A 14,590-nucleotide genomic window follows, 5' to 3' on the forward strand; every position below is an offset into this window, starting at 1 on the left:
CCCGGGGCCCGGGGCCGACTCCGGCCGGTGTCCACGGAGCTCCTCCGGACAACGCGCGGCGGTGCCCCGGAGTGCCCCCGCGCCCCCGCAGGCCCGGGACCGGGGGAAAGGCGTGTGAAGGCACCCCGGACACCGTGCTAATGTTCTCGGTGTCGGAAGGCGCTCCCGCAAGACCCGGACCGAACGGCCCGGATCGCGTGAGAGAATAAACCGACAGCACCCATGCGCGGGTGGCGGAATAGGCAGACGCGCTGGATTCAGGTTCCAGTGCCCGAAAGGGCGTGGGGGTTCAACTCCCCCCTCGCGCACAGATGAGGCCCCTGGTCTCCGGAGAAATCCGGAGACCAGGGGCCTCGTTTCGTTCCCGGGGACACCCCTGACGTCGCGCCCGCTGTGAGGGCGGCCACGTGACCCGTGCGACGTGAGTCCTGCGTCACATCCCGTGCCGCTCCTGGCCGTTCACACCTCCGGGCGGCGCCGAAGTGACTGCCGTCACATCCCGTACGGTGGTGGCGAAGGCACGGACCCGGGCGGTCTCCCGGGCCGCGTGGTGCACCAACCCCAGCACCGAGTGCGGCAGTCCGGTGACGAGGACGAAGACGACGTCACGTCGCCCGTGGTACTCCGACGTCGGCCGGCACAGCAGCATCGCGCCCCGGCCCGCCGCGGTCAGCGTCAGCCCCTCCTGGAGCGTGCTCACCCGGGGGCCGGCCGGTATGGGGCGGCCCCCGGGGGTGACGGTGGGCGCCTGGGCGGTACGCCAGTACACCGGGGCCGGACCGTCCGGGGAGATCAGGGGCAGCCCCGCCAGCTCCTCGGCGGTCAGTGAGGCGCGGGACGCCAGCGGGTGCCGCACGGACAGCGCCACCGTCTGCTGCTGAGCCGAGAACACCGGTCCCAGAACGAGATCGGGCTCGGCAACCGGGAGCAGCGTCACCGCCACGTCCACCGCACCGCTCCGCAGCGCGCCGAACGGGTCGCAGAGCGGGACCTCGACGATCCGCGTGACGCACCGCGGATGCCGGGCGTGGAAGGTGTCGATGGCCCGCATGATCCGGTCGTCCGCGGTCCCCTGGAAGCCGATGGTGAGCCGGCCCTCGATGCCGCGGGCGGCCGTGCGGGCGCTGTCCACCGTGGCGCGCAGCGCGTCGTAGGCCGGGCGCAGCGACGCGCGGAACTCCTCGCCCAGCGGCGTGAGACGGACCCGGCGGCTGGTGCGGTCCACCAGCCGTGCCCCGATCCGGGACTCCAGGGAGCGCAGCAGCTGGCTGACCCGGCTCTGCGAGACGTGGAGCCGCTCGCCGGTGCGGCCGAAGTGCAGCTCCTCGGACAGGACCAGGAAGCACTCCAGCTCGCGGAGTTCGAGTCCGGGCGCGCCGACGGCGCCGGCGGGCGCGGGCGGACCGCTCATGCGTCCCTCCCCGGGTGCGGTCGATCGATGAGCCCTGCTCATAGAAGGGTGAGGAGTTCGCCGTTGTTCCCCCGCGGCGGCGCGGGAAGGGTGGGTGCCATGGCGAAGAGCGAGAGTGCGGTGGGCGACCCGGTTGCTCCGGGTAGGGCAGGAGAACCCCAATACAAGTCGGCAGAAGGGAAGTTGAGGCGCTCGCGGGGTGGCGGGTGGCCGGCGGTCGGGGCGCTGGCGGCGGGGACGTTCACGGTGGTGACGTCGGAGATGCTGCCGGTGGGGCTGCTGACGCCGATCGGCCGGGACCTGGGGGTCTCGGACGGGACGGCCGGGCTGACGGTGACCGTCACCGGACTGGTCGCCGCGGTCGCCGCCCCGGTGCTGACGCTGCTGATCGGCCGCCGCGACCGGCGCGCCGTACTGGCCGCCCTGATGGGCACGTTGACCGTGGCGAACCTGCTGGCCGCCTACGCCCCGAACGTGCTGGTGCTGCTGGCCGCCCGGGTGCTGGTGGGGCTCGGGATGGGCGGGGTGTGGGCGATCGCGTCGGGGCTGGCGATACGGCTGGTGCCCGAGCGGCGGGTGGCGGCGGCGACGTCCCTGATATTCAGCGGGGTCGCGGCGGCGTCCGTCCTGGGCGTGCCGGCCGGCGCGCTGGTGGGCGAACTGGCCGGCTGGCGCGCGTCGTTCATGGTGATGGCCGGAGTCTGCGCGGCCGTCGGCGTCGCGCTGGGGGTGCTGCTGCCGCCGCTGCCGGCGGCCGGCGCCGTGCGGCTGGGCGGGGTGCTGGGGCTGCTGCGCCGGCCCGCGGTGCGCACCGGACTGCTGGTGGTCGCGCTCCTGGTGACGGGGCACTTCGCCGCGTACACCTATGTGCGGCCGGTCCTGGAGGAGGTGGCCGGCGCGCGGCCCGGACAGATCGGCACCGTGCTGCTGGTCTTCGGGGTCGCCGGACTGGCGGGGAACTTCGTCTCCGGCACCGGTGCGGCGCGTTCCCCGCGGGCCACGCTGCTGGGGATCTGCGCGGTGCTGGCCGCCGCGGTGCTGCTGGTGCCCCCGATGGGGCGCGCGGCCGGTGTCCTGGGCGCCGCGGCCCTGGTGGCCGTGTGGGGCCTGGCCTACGGGGGTGTGTCGGTCAGTACGCAGACGTGGCTGATGGCGGCCGCGCCGGACGCCCGGGAGGCGGCCTCGGCGCTGTTCGTGGCGGTGTTCAACGGGGCCATCGCGGCCGGCGCGCTGGCCGGCGGGCGGGCCGCGGACGGCTGGGGGACCGGTGGCGTGATCGCGCTGGGCGGGGCGCTCGCGGTGGGGGCGCTGCTGGCCGTGGCGCTGGGCAGGGGCCCGGCCAGGGGAGCGGCGTCCGCGGGGTGAGGTGGACGGGGCACGGGCTCCGGCGCGCGGAACACCGGCCGGGCCCCTGCCCGTGGACCCCGGGACGGGACACCGTGCCGGGCCCCTGCCCGCGCGCCTCGGGGCGGGCGGGCGACGGCCCGTCCCCGGGGCCGGGAGGGGCCGGGAGGCGGGGCCCGCGGAATCGGACCGGTGCGGTCCGGGCGGGCCTCCCGTCAGCGGTGCATCGCCCGCTCAGGCGGCGAAGCGCGCGATCAGCTCCTTGGCCCTGGCCTCCGCCTGCTCGTGGGCCTTGGCGCGGGAAGCCTCGAACAGCGGCACCAGCTCGGCCATCGCCGGGTTGCTCGGGGCCATCGTCAGCTCCGGCACGATGAACTCCACCTCCAGGCCGAAGGCGCCGTTCAGCACGGCCTCCAGGTAGTTCTGCACGTACTCGAAGGACTCGCGCGGCGTGCCCGGCGCGTAGGAGCCGCCGCGGCTGGCCACCACGACGACCGGCTTGCCCTTCGCCGACGGGTTCTCGCCGGCGGTGCGGCCCATGATGATCGTCTGGTCGAGCCACGCCTTCAGGGTCGACGGGATCGTCCAGTTGTACATGGGCGCGCCTATGACGATGGCGTCGGCCTGCTCCAGCTCCTCGGCCAGCTCGGTGCGCAGGGCGAAGGCGGCCCGCTGCTCCGGGGTGTGGGTGGCCGGGTCGGCGAAACCGGCGGAGGCGGCGACGCCGTCCAGGTGCGGCAGCGGGTCGGCGGCCAGGTCGCGGTGGATGACGGTGCCGTCGGGGTGCTGCTCCTCCCAGGTCTTGCGGAACGCCGCGGTCACCGCACGGGAGGCGGAGCCGTTCTCCGGGAAGACGGAGGAGTCGATGAGCAGGAGCGTGGCCATGGTGAGCGTCCTTCGCCGGGCGGACGGATGCGACCGACCGCTGGTTGAATTCCGTACGTCACTATTTATAGCACAGGAGCTTACTTTTCTGCAGTAGCCAACGGGAGGGCGGTACCCTGGGTGTATGGCGGACCACGGTGAGGCGATGTGCAGACAGGTCGACGGCCGGATGACGCGCGTCTTCGAGCTGTTCGGGAAGCGCTGGACGGGCCTGATCGTGGCCACCCTCATGCCCGGCCCCGTGCACTTCGCCGACCTGCGGCGGGCCATCCCCGGTATCAGTGAGCGGATGCTCTCCGACCGCCTGATGGAGCTGGCCGGCACCGGCCTGGTCGTCCGCGAGGTCGACGCCGGACCGCCGCTGCGCGTCTCCTACCGGCTCACCGAGGCCGGCCTCGCCATGGAGCCCGCCCTCAAGGAGCTGGGCCGCTGGGCCGAGACCTACCTTGCCGACGGGGGCCAGTGTCCGGAGCGCTTCCGGAAGTAGTGCCGCGGGCGGTACCGGGCGGCGTGGGGTGATGTCGGACGACGTCGGGTGGTGGGCGCCGCGGCGTCCGGCCGTCGCCTGGCCGTCGCGCCGGGCGGGTGCGCGTCATGGTTCCCGATGTGTCAGTCGAGCCGCTCCTGGGCGGCGTTGTAGCGCACCAGATACGAGGCGAAGCGGTCGAGGTCCTCCTCGTTCCAGTCCGCGAGCCGCTCGCGGAACGACTGGCGGCGGCTGGCGGTCACGTTGGCGAGCACCTGGGCGCCCTCCTCGGTGGGGTGCAGCACCTGGACGCGGTGGTCGTCCGGATCGATGCGCCGCTCGACGAAGCCGAGCTTCTCCAGTGCGGCGATCTGCCGGCTGACCGTGGACTTGTCCAGGTAGTAGTGGGCCGCGAGGTCGGTGGCGCGGCATCCCTGCTGGTCGTCGAGGTGTGCGAGCAGGGTGTAGGAGACCAGGGAGAGCTCGGGGTGCATCCGGGCGGCGGTCGCGCGGGCGCGCCGGGCGAACGCGGTCATCTCCTGCTGGATGGTCTCGACGGAGTCGTCACGAGGGGTCACGGAGTTGCCTTTCGGAGAACTAGTTGTACAGTACAACGTGAGGTTAGAGTTGCAATTACCAACTAGCTGGGGCGGTCGTCCTGGGGCGGCCGTCCGTCCATCCGCCTCCGGCCGCTGGACCCCGGATCCCGGATCCCGGATCCCGCCCCTGACCGCAGCTGCACGACGACGACCGGGCCCTCAGGCACCCGGCCCGGACGACTACCGAGAAGGCTTGCCCATGACCGCGGACCGACGACGTCCCGACCACCGAAGCGACCAGCCGAACCACGAGTGGAACGACGAGCGGAACGAGCACCGGCTCGGCCACCGGCTTGAGCCCCGCAGTCATCACCGGGCCGACCGGCACGGTGAACACCGCGGTGACCGGCGCACCGTCCGGGCCGGCGACCTGCGCCATGTGGTGACCCACCTGATCACCCCGCTGCTGATGTGCGTCGGTATGGGCCTCGCCTACCTCGGTGCGTTCGCCGACCCGTCGCCGCACCACCTGCCCGTCGCCGTCGTCGGAACGGGTACCCACGCCCAGGTGCTCGCCCAGACGATCAACGACAAGGCCCACGGCGAACTCGAAGCGCGCACCGTCCCCGACCGGGCCACCGCCGTCGACCAGTTGAAGGACCAGGAGATCTTCGGCGCCTATCTGGCGGGCGGCAACCAGGCCCACGGTGCGAACGCCATCGGCCGGGCCACCGTCTCCCCCGGTGGCGGCGCCCCGCAGCGTGGCCCCGAACTCCTGGTGGCCACCGCCGGATCCGACACCAGCGCCACCGTCGTCCAGAAGGTCTTCACCCCGCTGGCCGCCCAACAGGGCGCCCCGCTGAAGGTCACCGACGTCGCACCGCCCGCCGCGCACGACCCGACCGGACAAGGCATCTTCTTCCTGCTCGTCGCTCTCAGCATCGGCTCCTACGCCTCCGTCGCCGTCATCGGCGGCGCCGGCGCCGTCCTCCCGATGCGGTTCCGCGCCGCCCTGGCGACCGGCACCTCCTTCGTGGTCAGCATCCTCGGGACCCTCTTCGCCGGGCCCGTCTTCCACCTCGTCGACCACGGCCTGTGGGGGCTGTGGGGCATGGCCTGGCTGTACTCCGCCGGCATCCTGCTCATCGGCACCGGCCTGCACACCTTCCTCAAGCGCTGGACCACGCTCGGCGTGATGGTGCTGTTCGTGATGCTCAACTTCACCTCCGCCGGCGGTGTCTTCCGCCCCGAGATGCAGAACGGCTTCTTCGCCGCCCTGCACTCCTTCTGGAACGGCGCCGCCTTCGTGGAGGGCACCCGCGGCCACGTCTACTTCGACGGCCACGGCCTCGCCGGACACGTCTGGACCCTCGTGGGGTGGCTGCTCGTCGGACTGCTGATGATCGGCGTGGCGGCGCTCGCCGAGAAGCGGCGGCGCGCGGCCGAGGCCGAAGCGGTGGCCAACGCCGGAGCGGTGGCCGCGGCCGCGGTGGCGGCCACGATGCCGGAACGCGCCCCGGGTCCTTCCGCGGAACGGGCCGAGGCGGAGGAGGAGTTGGAGGAGGCCGTGGGCGTCTAGCGGCGCGGGATCGGGCCGCTCCGGACCGGCTCCGAGAGTTATCCACAGCCCCGCCGGTCGCCGGACGAACATCGGTAACGTCGGTGACCGGCGGGCCGGAACCGGCCGCCGCATCGGACGGACGCGGGGATGTCACGTGTGCCGGGCACACGCGGGATGCCGCGCGACACCAGGGCGTGAAGGGGAGGGGCCGCCATGACGCGCGTGCCATACGTACCGGGGTTCGCAAGGGTGGACGAGGAGGGGCCGTCGGCCAAAGCGGTGGGCCGGGCGCTGCGGGAGCGACTGCCGCGCGGCGAGCAGGCCGTCCTGCGGATCACGGCCGGGCGACCGGACGCGGTGGCGTCGGTCGAGGAATCCAATGCAGGCCGGCTGCCCGAGCTGACGCCGATAAGGGTCGGGCGGATGGCCGCCGGCCCCTTCGCCTTCCTCCGCGGCTCTGCCGGACTCATGGCCCACGACCTGGCCGAAGGCCCCGTCACCGGCATCGGGGCCCAGATCTGCGGAGACGCGCACGCCGCGAACTTCGGCGTCTACGCCGACGCCCGCGGCGGCCTGGTCATCGACCTCAACGACTTCGACGAGACCGTCCACGGCCCCTGGGAATGGGACGTCAAACGGCTGGCGACGTCGATAGTCCTCGCCGGCCGGGAGGCCGGCGTGAGCGAGGACGGCTGCCGGGCCGCGGCCCAGGACGCCGCCGGCGCCTACCGCCGCACCATGCGGCTGCTGGCCAAGCTCCCGGTGACGGACGCGTGGAACGCCATCGCCGACGAGGAACTGGTCTCGCACACCGACGCCCGGGACCTGCTGGGCACGCTGGAACGGGTCGAGGCCAAGGCGCGCAAGAACACCAGCGCGCGGTTCGCGGCGAAATCCACCGAGCGCGGACCGGACGGCGGCCTGCGGTTCGTCGACGCGCCGCCGGTGCTGCGCCGGGTGCCGGACGCGGAGGCCGCGGCGGTTGCCTCGTCGCTCGCCACCTATCTGGCGACGCTCCCCGAGGACCGGCTGCCGCTGCTGGCCCGGTACGCGGTGCACGACGTCGCCTTCCGCATAGTCGGGACCGGCAGTGTCGGACTGCGGTCGTATGTGGTGCTGCTGCTGGACCACCGCGGCGAGCCCCTGGTCCTCCAGGTGAAGGAGGCCCGCCGCTCGGTACTGGCGCCTTACGTGACAAAGGTCGGTTTCCCGTCACCCCCGTCGGAGCACGAGGGGCGGCGCGTGGTGCTCGGACAGCGACGGATGCAGGTGGTCAGCGACCTACTGCTGGGGTGGACGACGGTGGGGGAGGGCGCGGCGGATGCAGCAGACACGGTGAATGCAGGGGACGCGGCGGATGCTGCGAACACAGCGGAGTCGGTGGATATAGCTGATACGGCGGGTTTGACGGACATGGCGTACATGGCGAACGCCGCGGACGACACGGCGGACGGTATACGCGGGATGCGTGGCATATCCGGTGTTGCCGCCATAGCGGGGGAGGAACGGTCGGGTGGAGCGGGTGCGCCGGGCACGGGACTGCCTTTCCAGGTACGGCAGTTCCGGAACCGCAAGGGCAGCGTGGACCCCTCCCAGCTGTCCGGCGAGCAGCTCGACGACTACGCCCGGATGACCGGCGCGCTCCTGGCCCGCGCCCATGCCCACAGCGCCGACCCGCGCACAGTGGCCGGCTACTGCGGCAAGGGCGAGTCACTCGACGAGGCGATAGCGGCCTTCGCGGTGTCCTATGCGGAGCGCACGGAAGCGGATCACGCGGACCTGGTCGCGGCGATACGCAACGGCCGCATCGCCGCGGAAAGCGGGGTGTGAGGGGAGGGGCGCTTTGCGAGCGGGCGAGGGAGGGGAGGGGTGAGTGCGGGTGGTGGGGGGGCGGGGGGGGGGAGGGGCCCCGGCGGGCGAGCATTGCTGCCTGGCCCCAACACCGCCTCCCGCCCTCCCACCTCTCACACCCCACCCTCATCTCTCCCCCATCCCTCCTCCCCCTCGGGACGGCACCACGCGCCCCCTCCCCCTGGGCCGTACGCTGACCGGGTGACGAACTCGCACGCGGAGAACGCGCAGGACGGCCAGGACCGACCGGACGTACCGGGGGCACTCGGCGACCCGGCCGCACCGCGGGCGGCGGATGCCCGCGGTGCGGTGCCGGACGCGGAGCCGAACGATCCGGATGCCACCGCTGCCGGGGTGGACCCGGAGGGGGCGGGGGGCGACGCGGATCCCCGGGACGAGGGGACCCGGCGGTTGGCGAAGGCGGTGCGGGCGGCCGAGCAGGCTCTGATCGAGTTCGAGATCGCGGTGGAGACCTTCCGGGTGGAGGTGGAGAACTTCTCCCGGCTGCACCACCAGCGGCTCGGCCCCCTGTACGCGCGGTTGGACGAGCTGGACGCGCAGATCGCGGAGGCCGTGGCGGCGCGTACCAACGACCCCGAGGACATCCGCAAGGCGCGCGAGGCACGCGCGTCGGTGCTGCCGATGCCGCAGGTGGAGGAGTTGTTCCACGGCTGGCTCGGGTCGGAGGGGCTGTTCCCCGAGGCGCACGCGATGCTGACGGACCAGCCCGTCCAGCCGCCGCCGAAGGTGCGGCCGGGCGAGGAGGCCCGCAGGATCTACCGCGATCTGGTGCGGCGGGCGCATCCGGACCTGGCGCGGGACGACGCGGAGCGGGCCAGGCGGGACGGTTTCATTGCGCGGGTCAACGCCGCGTACGGGCGGGGCGACGTGGCGTTGCTGCGGGAGCTGGTGCGGGAGTGGGAGGCCGGTCCGGCGCCCGCCGAGCGGCGGCTGAGCGAGAGCGAGGAGCTCTACGCCCGGCTGGAGTGGCTGGCCGAGCGCAAGGAGCTGCTGGCCTCCGCCGTCGCGGAGCTGGAGGCCAGCGCGATCGGCTCGATGATCAGGATGGCGCCGGACGATCCGGACGCCCTGCTGGAGGAGATCGCCGAGAAGCTGCTGGCCGATGTCCGGGAACGCGAGGCGTATCTCCTGCAGCTGGTCGGGTAGCGTCGGGAGCATGCAATTTGGTTCTGTGCCCACGGTCGGTGTCGATGCCCTCACGCCCGAGGACTTCCTGCTGGATGTCCGTGAGGACGACGAGTGGGCGGCCGGCCACGCCGAGGGCGCGCTGCACATCCCGATGAGCGAATTCGTCGCCCGTTACGGGGAGTTGACGGAGAAGGCGCCCGAGGGCGGCAGGATCTTTGTGCTGTGCCGGGTCGGCGGTCGGTCGGCCCAGGTGGTGCAGTATCTGATCGGGCAGGGACTCGACGCGGTGAATGTCGCGGGCGGCATGCAGGCGTGGGAGGCGGCCGGGCGTCCGGTGTCGGACGGCAAGGGCGGCGTGGGGACGATCGTCTAGGACGTCGCTCCTGGCGGGGCTCCTGAGGTGGCTTCCCCGTTGGCGATGCCGGGGTGGGGCCCCGGGGCGGTTCTCCGTCGCGCGCGTCCCGGCCGTTGACGTCCGTCGTCGGCTGAGGCGTGCGCGGCGGTCAGCTGAGAGGGTGCGCGGCGAGGAGTTCGCCGAGTGCCTCCTCGTGGGCGGCGGCCGGGCCGAGGGAGAGTTCGAGTTGTTTGGCCCAGGCGTGGTAGCGGTGCAGCGGGTAGTCGGTGTCGGCGCCGAAGCCGCCGTGCAGGTGCTGGGCGGTCTGGACGACGCGTCGGACGCCGTCGGAGGCCCAGATCTTGGCGACCGCGATGTCGCCGGCGGGCGGTAGCGGTCCCGCTGCCCCGGTGGTGAGGCGCCAGGCCGCCTGCCAGAGGGTGGCTTCCATGGCGCGCAGGTCGATGAAGCGGTCGGCGGCCTGGACGGCGACGGCCTGGAAGGTGGCCAGGGGGAAGCCGAACTGTTCGCGCTGTGCGGTGTAGTCGCTGGTCATGGCCAGGACGCGTTCCCCGAGGCCGAGGGCGAGGGCGCAGGTGCCGGTGGTGAGCAGGTCGCGCAGGGTGTCCCAGGCGGCCGGGTCGGTGAGGATTTCCCGGGCGTCGGCGCGTACGGAGTCGAGGCGGATCTCGGCGTGGCGCTCGCCGGTGGTGGATATCTGGTCGCCGAGGGTGAGGCCGGGGCGGTCGCGGGGGACGAGGGCGAGGACGGTGCGGCCGTCGGCGGTGTGGGCGGGGAGCAGGATGCGGTCGGCGGTGTGGGCCCAGGGGACGGCGGTGTGGGTGCCGTCGAGGGTCCAGGTGGTGCCGTCTTGTTGTGCGGTGACCGCGAGTTCGGCGGGGTCGTGGCCGGTGCGGCCGCCGGTGGCGGCGGTGAGGACGAGGTGGCCGGTGGCGAGCTGTGGCAGGACGTCGGCGCGCAGGTCGTCGGTCGCGTGGTGCTGGAGGGTGTGCGCGGCGGCGTAGGTCTCCAGGAGGGGGACGCGGGCGAGGACCTTGGCGGATTCACGCAGGACGAGGCAGAGGGCGATCGGGTCGAGGCCGGCGCCGCCGTGAACGGCCGCGACGGGGAGGCCGAGGAGGTCGGCGTCGGCGAGGGTGCGCCACAGGGGGCGGTCGAAGTCGTCGGCGACGGGACCGTGGGTGAGGGCCGGGCTGGGGACGCCGTCGGGGGTGACGTCCGAGAAGACGGCCTGTGCCGCTTCGGCGGCTGCCTGTTGTTCCTCGGTGAAGGTGAAGTCCACTGGTCCGTCCTCCCGCGTGCCGTCGCCGGTCCGGCGAGTGTTACCTGACGAGGCGTCAAGTTAGAACATGTTGCAGGAATTGGGAATGGCGCGGACGGCGGCGGGCGGCTCTCAGCGGTCGAAGTCCAGCTCGACCTTCTCCGTGGCGGGGTGGGACTGGCAGGCCAGCACGTATCCGGCGTCGACCTCCTCGGATTCCAGGGCGAAGTTGCGGTCCATCCGGATCTCGCCGGAGACGAGGAAGGCGCGGCAGGTGCCGCAGACGCCGCCCTTGCAGGCGTAGGGGGCGTCGGGGCGGTTGCGGAGCACGGCTTCCAGGAGCGATTCGCCGTCGTGGACGGGCCAGGTGCCGGAGCGGCCGTCGAGGGTGGCGGTGACCGTGCTGTGCGCCGGAACGGTGGTGGCGGGTGCGGGGGCCGCGGCGCCGTTGTCGAGGTGGAAGATCTCTTCGTGGATGCGGGTGCGCGGTACGCCGAGCGCGCGCAGGGCCTGTTCGGCGCTCTGGACGAGGCCGTAGGGGCCGCACAGGAACCAGCCGTCGACGGCGTCGGTCCGCAGCAGCGCGGGCAGCAGGGTGCGCAGGCGTTCCTGGTCGAGGCGGCCGGAGGGCAGGCCGGTCTGCCGTTCCTCGCGGGAGAGCACATGCACCAGCTGGAACCGTTCGGGGTAGCGGTCCTTGAGGTCGGCGACCTCCTCCAGGAACATCGCGGAGGCCGTGGTGCGGTCGCTGCGGATCAGGCAGAAGTGGGCGTCGGGCTGACGGGCGAGCAGGGTGCCGGCGATGGAGAGCACCGGGGTGATGCCGCTGCCGCCGACGATGCCCGCGAACCGGCCGGGGCGGGGGACGAGGGTGAAGCGGCCCGCCGGGGCCATGACGTCGACGGTGTCGCCGACGGCGAGTTCCTTGAGGGCGTAGGTGGAGAAGGCGCCGTCCTCCACCAGGCGGATGCCGATCCGCAGTACGGGGTCGTCGGTGGCGGGGGTGCAGATGGAGTAGGTGCGGCGGATCTCCCGGCCGTCGACCGTTCTGCGCAGTGCGATGTGCTGCCCGGGGGTGTGCCGGAAGGAGGCTCGGAGTTCGGGCGGGACCGTGAAGGTGACGGCCACCGCGTCGTCCGTGAGCCGCTCGATCTCCCGCACCTGGAGCGGGTGGAACATCACAACTCCTTGAAGTGGTCGAAGGGTTCGCGGCAGGACTCGCAGCGGCGCAGCGCCTTGCAGGCCGTGGAGGAGAACCGGCTGAGCAGGGTGGTGTCGGTCGATCCGCAGTGCGGGCAGCGGATGGTGAGGTCGAGGGGGACCGGTCCTCGGGCCGGCGCGGTGGGGCGGGGCGGGGCGATGCCGAACGCGGCGAGTTTCCGGCGGCCCTCGTCGGTGATCGCGTCGGTCGTCCACGGCGGGTCGAGGACGGTGCGGACCTCGACCGTGGGTATGCCGTGGTCGTGCAGGACGCGTTCTATGTCGGCGGACATCGCCTCGATGGCGGGGCAGCCGGTGTAGGTGGGGGTGAGGGAGACCTCGACGCGGTCGGGGGCGGTGAGCCGGACGCCGCGCAGGACGCCGAGTTCGGCGAGGGTGAGGACGGGCAGCTCGGGGTCGGGGACGGAGCCGGCGAGCGCGCGGAGCTCCGCTTCGAGGGTGGTGGGGGCGGGGGTCACCATGTCGCCCCCGGGTGGCTGCGGTGGAGGTGCTGCATTTCGGCGAGCAGCCGGCCGAAGGGTTCGGTGTGGATTCCCCGGCGGCCGCCGCCGGCGGTCCAGGCGCCGTGCCGGGGGCCGGTGGGGACGGTGAGGGTGGCGCGTTCGACGGTGGCGGTGATGCGGGTGGTCCAGGTGTCGTGGAGGGACTGCCAGGGGACGTCGTCCAATCCCTCGACGGGGTCGAAGAGTTCGCCGGTGTAGCGCCAGAGGGCGTCCAGGGCGCGCTGCATCCGGGTGTGGCTCTCGTCGGTGCCGTCGCCGAGGCGCAGGGTCCACTGTTCGGCGTGGTCGCGGTGGTAGGCGGTTTCCTTGACGGCTTTTCCGGCGAGCGGCGCCAACTCGCTGTCGGTGGTGGCGAGGTGGTCGTGGAGCAGTTCTTGGTAGGTGGAGAAGTAGAGCTGGCGGGCGATCGTGTGGGCGAAGTCGCCGTTGGGCTGCTCGACGAGCTGGACGTTGCGGAACTGGCGTTCCTCGCGGAGGTAGGCGAGTTGGTCCTCGTCGCCGGCGAGGGAGAGCAGGATTCTCGCCTGGCCGAGGAGGTCCAGGGCGATGTTGGCGAGGGCGACCTCCTCTTCGAGGACGGGGGCGTTGCCCGCCCATTCGCCGAGGCGGTGGGAGAGGATCAGGGCGTCGTCGCCGAGGGGCAGTGCGGGGGTGGCGGTGCGGGGCGTCACAGGTGGTGCACCCCCTCGGGGATCTCGTAGAAGGTGGGGTGGCGGTAGGGCTTGTCGCCGGCCGGCTCGAAGAAGGCGTCCTTCTCGTCCGGGGAGGAGGCGGTGATCTCGGCGGAGGGGACCACCCAGAGGGAGACGCCTTCGGAGCGGCGGGTGTAGAGGTCGCGGGCGTTGCGCAGGGCCATCTGGGCGTCGGGGGCGTGGAGGCTGCCGGCGTGGGTGTGGGACAGGCCGCGGCGGCTGCGGACGAAGACCTCCCACAGGGGCCAGTCGGCGGGGCCGGTGGTGGCCGTGGGGTCTGCGGCGGCCCGGGGCTGCGCCGTTGTGGCGGGCGGGGGCGGGACGTGCGCGGGGCGTGGTGCCGTCATCGGGCCGCCTCCTTCTGGTCGGTGCCGCTGTGCGGGCTGCGGGCGGGGTGTCTGGCGGCGTGTACGGCGGCGGCTTCGCGTACCCAGGCGCCTTCTTCATGGGCGCGGCGGCGGCGGGCGATCCGTTCGTCGTTGCAGGGGCCGTTGCCCTTGAGGACCTCGCGGAATTCGGTCCAGTCGATGGGGCCGAAGTCCCAGTGGCCCCGTGCGTCGTTCCACCGGAGGTCGGGGTCGGGGAGGGTGAGGCCGAGGGCCTCGGCCTGGGGGACGCAGATGTCCACGAAGCGCTGGCGGAGCTCGTCGTTGGAGTGGCGCTTGATCTTCCAGGCCATGGACTGGGCGGAGTGGGGGGATTCGTCGTCGGGCGGGCCGAACATCATCAGCGAGGGCCACCACCAGCGGTCGACGGCGTCCTGGGCCATGGCGTGCTGGGCCTCGGTGCCGCGGCTGAGGGTGAGCAGGAGCTCGTATCCCTGGCGCTGGTGGAAGGACTCCTCCTTGCAGATGCGGACCATGGCGCGGGCGTAGGGGCCGTAGGAGCAGCGGCAGAGCGGTACTTGGTTGGTGATGGCGGCGCCGTCCACGAGCCAGCCGATGGCGCCGACGTCGGCCCAGGTCAGGGTGGGGTAGTTGAAGATCGAGGAGTATTTCTGGCGGCCGGTGTGGAGCTTGTCGAGGAGTTCGTCGCGGCCGGTGCCGAGGGTTTCGGCGGCGCTGTAGAGGTACAGGCCGTGTCCGGCTTCGTCCTGCACCTTGGCGATGAGGATCGCCTTGCGGCGCAGGGACGGTGCTCTGGTGATCCAGTTGGCTTCCGGCTGCATGCCGATGATCTCGGAGTGGGCGTGCTGGGCGATCTGGCGTACCAGCGAGGCGCGGTAGCCGTCCGGCATCCAGTCGCGTGGTTCGATCCGCTCGTCCGCGGCGATGGTGGCGTCGAACAGGGCCTCGTGGCCTGTGTCCTCCGGCGCGATCGTCGTCATGTGGTGCCCCCTCCTCCCGACCGAC

At 72.8% G+C, this 14,590-nt stretch carries 15 protein-coding genes and 1 tRNA gene; 7 read left to right on the plus strand and 9 right to left on the minus strand.

What is annotated here, in order from left to right; genetic code table 11:
* Positions 1-224: 224 nt before the first annotated feature.
* A tRNA-Leu gene (locus tag ACRAS8_RS18200) sits at positions 225-308 on the plus strand.
* Positions 309-433: 125 nt separating this feature from the next.
* Here ACRAS8_RS18200 and ACRAS8_RS18205 read toward each other — a convergent pair.
* A complete protein-coding gene (locus tag ACRAS8_RS18205; RefSeq protein WP_438487089.1) occupies positions 434-1,411 on the minus strand; it encodes a LysR family transcriptional regulator in 978 nt (325 codons plus the stop codon).
* Positions 1,412-1,510: 99 nt separating this feature from the next.
* On the opposite strand from ACRAS8_RS18205, the gene ACRAS8_RS18210 reads away from it, so the two are divergent.
* A complete protein-coding gene (locus ACRAS8_RS18210; protein ID WP_438487090.1) occupies positions 1,511-2,776 on the plus strand; it encodes an MFS transporter in 1,266 nt (421 codons plus the stop codon).
* A 213-nt stretch (positions 2,777-2,989) separates the two neighbouring features.
* Here the strand turns inward: ACRAS8_RS18210 and ACRAS8_RS18215 are convergent, their stop codons facing one another.
* Positions 2,990-3,640, minus strand: a complete 651-nt coding sequence (locus tag ACRAS8_RS18215) for an FMN-dependent NADH-azoreductase (protein WP_438487091.1) — start codon at positions 3,638-3,640, stop codon at positions 2,990-2,992.
* A gap of 124 nt (positions 3,641-3,764) precedes the next feature.
* Between ACRAS8_RS18215 and ACRAS8_RS18220 the strand changes: the two genes are divergently transcribed.
* On the plus strand, positions 3,765-4,127 hold the full coding sequence (locus tag ACRAS8_RS18220) for a winged helix-turn-helix transcriptional regulator (protein ID WP_438487092.1): 363 nt from the start codon (positions 3,765-3,767) through the stop codon (positions 4,125-4,127).
* Positions 4,128-4,249: 122 nt separating this feature from the next.
* Here ACRAS8_RS18220 and ACRAS8_RS18225 read toward each other — a convergent pair whose 3' ends face one another.
* Positions 4,250-4,684, minus strand: coding sequence for a MarR family winged helix-turn-helix transcriptional regulator (locus ACRAS8_RS18225; protein ID WP_438487093.1), 435 nt, complete (start codon positions 4,682-4,684; stop codon positions 4,250-4,252).
* 220 nt (positions 4,685-4,904) lie between these two features.
* Here ACRAS8_RS18225 and ACRAS8_RS18230 point away from each other — a divergent pair, with 220 nt between their 5' ends.
* From ACRAS8_RS18230 to ACRAS8_RS18245, 4 genes are all read left to right on the plus strand, one after another.
* Positions 4,905-6,224, plus strand: coding sequence for an ABC transporter permease (locus ACRAS8_RS18230; protein ID WP_438487095.1), 1,320 nt, complete (start codon positions 4,905-4,907; stop codon positions 6,222-6,224).
* A gap of 195 nt (positions 6,225-6,419) precedes the next feature.
* Positions 6,420-8,036 carry a DUF2252 domain-containing protein gene (locus ACRAS8_RS18235; RefSeq protein ID WP_438487096.1) on the plus strand — a complete coding sequence of 539 codons (1,617 nt, stop codon included), beginning with the start codon at positions 6,420-6,422 and terminating at the stop codon, positions 8,034-8,036.
* Positions 8,037-8,258: 222 nt separating this feature from the next.
* Positions 8,259-9,224, plus strand: coding sequence for a hypothetical protein (locus ACRAS8_RS18240; RefSeq protein ID WP_438487097.1), 966 nt, complete (start codon positions 8,259-8,261; stop codon positions 9,222-9,224).
* A 10-nt stretch (positions 9,225-9,234) separates the two neighbouring features.
* A complete protein-coding gene (locus ACRAS8_RS18245) occupies positions 9,235-9,579 on the plus strand; it encodes a rhodanese-like domain-containing protein (protein ID WP_438487098.1) in 345 nt (114 codons plus the stop codon).
* A gap of 130 nt (positions 9,580-9,709) precedes the next feature.
* On the opposite strand, the gene ACRAS8_RS18250 is transcribed toward ACRAS8_RS18245, so the two are convergent.
* From ACRAS8_RS18250 to paaA, 6 genes are all read right to left on the minus strand, one after another.
* Positions 9,710-10,843 (minus strand): acyl-CoA dehydrogenase family protein, encoded by a 1,134-nt coding sequence (locus ACRAS8_RS18250; RefSeq protein WP_438487100.1) that lies wholly within the window; start codon positions 10,841-10,843, stop codon positions 9,710-9,712.
* Positions 10,844-10,954: 111 nt separating this feature from the next.
* Entirely contained in the window at positions 10,955-12,001 is a 1,047-nt protein-coding gene (paaE, locus tag ACRAS8_RS18255) for a 1,2-phenylacetyl-CoA epoxidase subunit PaaE (protein ID WP_438487101.1), read from the minus strand.
* Positions 12,001-12,504, minus strand: a complete 504-nt coding sequence (gene paaD, locus ACRAS8_RS18260) for a 1,2-phenylacetyl-CoA epoxidase subunit PaaD (protein WP_438487102.1) — start codon at positions 12,502-12,504, stop codon at positions 12,001-12,003. The genes paaE and paaD overlap by 1 nt, the downstream gene beginning before the upstream one ends.
* Positions 12,498-13,217 (minus strand): 1,2-phenylacetyl-CoA epoxidase subunit PaaC, encoded by a 720-nt coding sequence (gene paaC, locus ACRAS8_RS18265; RefSeq protein ID WP_438487103.1) that lies wholly within the window; start codon positions 13,215-13,217, stop codon positions 12,498-12,500. Before paaC ends, paaD begins: the two co-directional genes overlap by 7 nt.
* On the minus strand, positions 13,214-13,480 hold the full coding sequence (gene paaB / locus ACRAS8_RS18270; RefSeq protein WP_438490522.1) for a 1,2-phenylacetyl-CoA epoxidase subunit PaaB: 267 nt from the start codon (positions 13,478-13,480) through the stop codon (positions 13,214-13,216). The genes paaC and paaB overlap by 4 nt, the downstream gene beginning before the upstream one ends.
* A 101-nt stretch (positions 13,481-13,581) precedes the next feature.
* Entirely contained in the window at positions 13,582-14,565 is a 984-nt protein-coding gene (paaA, locus tag ACRAS8_RS18275) for a 1,2-phenylacetyl-CoA epoxidase subunit PaaA (RefSeq protein ID WP_438487104.1), read from the minus strand.
* Between the last annotated feature and the right edge of the window lie 25 nt (positions 14,566-14,590).

The sequence above is a fragment of the Streptomyces sp. S186 genome, from assembly GCF_051603415.1.
Lineage (GTDB): Bacteria > Actinomycetota > Actinomycetes > Streptomycetales > Streptomycetaceae > Streptomyces.

Excerpts from the sequence above, each read along its gene's own strand:
- ACRAS8_RS18205 (WP_438487089.1), bottom strand. The coding sequence starts at position 1,411 with ATGAGCGGTCCGCCCGCGCCCGCCGGCGCCGTCGGCGCGCCCGGACTC.
- ACRAS8_RS18230 (WP_438487095.1), top strand. The coding sequence starts at position 4,905 with ATGACCGCGGACCGACGACGTCCCGACCACCGAAGCGACCAGCCGAAC.
- ACRAS8_RS18245 (WP_438487098.1), top strand. The coding sequence starts at position 9,235 with ATGCAATTTGGTTCTGTGCCCACGGTCGGTGTCGATGCCCTCACGCCC.
- ACRAS8_RS18235 (WP_438487096.1), top strand. The coding sequence starts at position 6,420 with ATGACGCGCGTGCCATACGTACCGGGGTTCGCAAGGGTGGACGAGGAG.
- ACRAS8_RS18220 (WP_438487092.1), top strand. The coding sequence starts at position 3,765 with ATGGCGGACCACGGTGAGGCGATGTGCAGACAGGTCGACGGCCGGATG.
- ACRAS8_RS18210 (WP_438487090.1), top strand. The coding sequence starts at position 1,511 with ATGGCGAAGAGCGAGAGTGCGGTGGGCGACCCGGTTGCTCCGGGTAGG.
- paaE (WP_438487101.1), bottom strand. The coding sequence starts at position 12,001 with ATGTTCCACCCGCTCCAGGTGCGGGAGATCGAGCGGCTCACGGACGAC.
- ACRAS8_RS18215 (WP_438487091.1), bottom strand. The coding sequence starts at position 3,640 with ATGGCCACGCTCCTGCTCATCGACTCCTCCGTCTTCCCGGAGAACGGC.
- paaD (WP_438487102.1), bottom strand. The coding sequence starts at position 12,504 with ATGGTGACCCCCGCCCCCACCACCCTCGAAGCGGAGCTCCGCGCGCTC.
- paaA (WP_438487104.1), bottom strand. The coding sequence starts at position 14,565 with ATGACGACGATCGCGCCGGAGGACACAGGCCACGAGGCCCTGTTCGAC.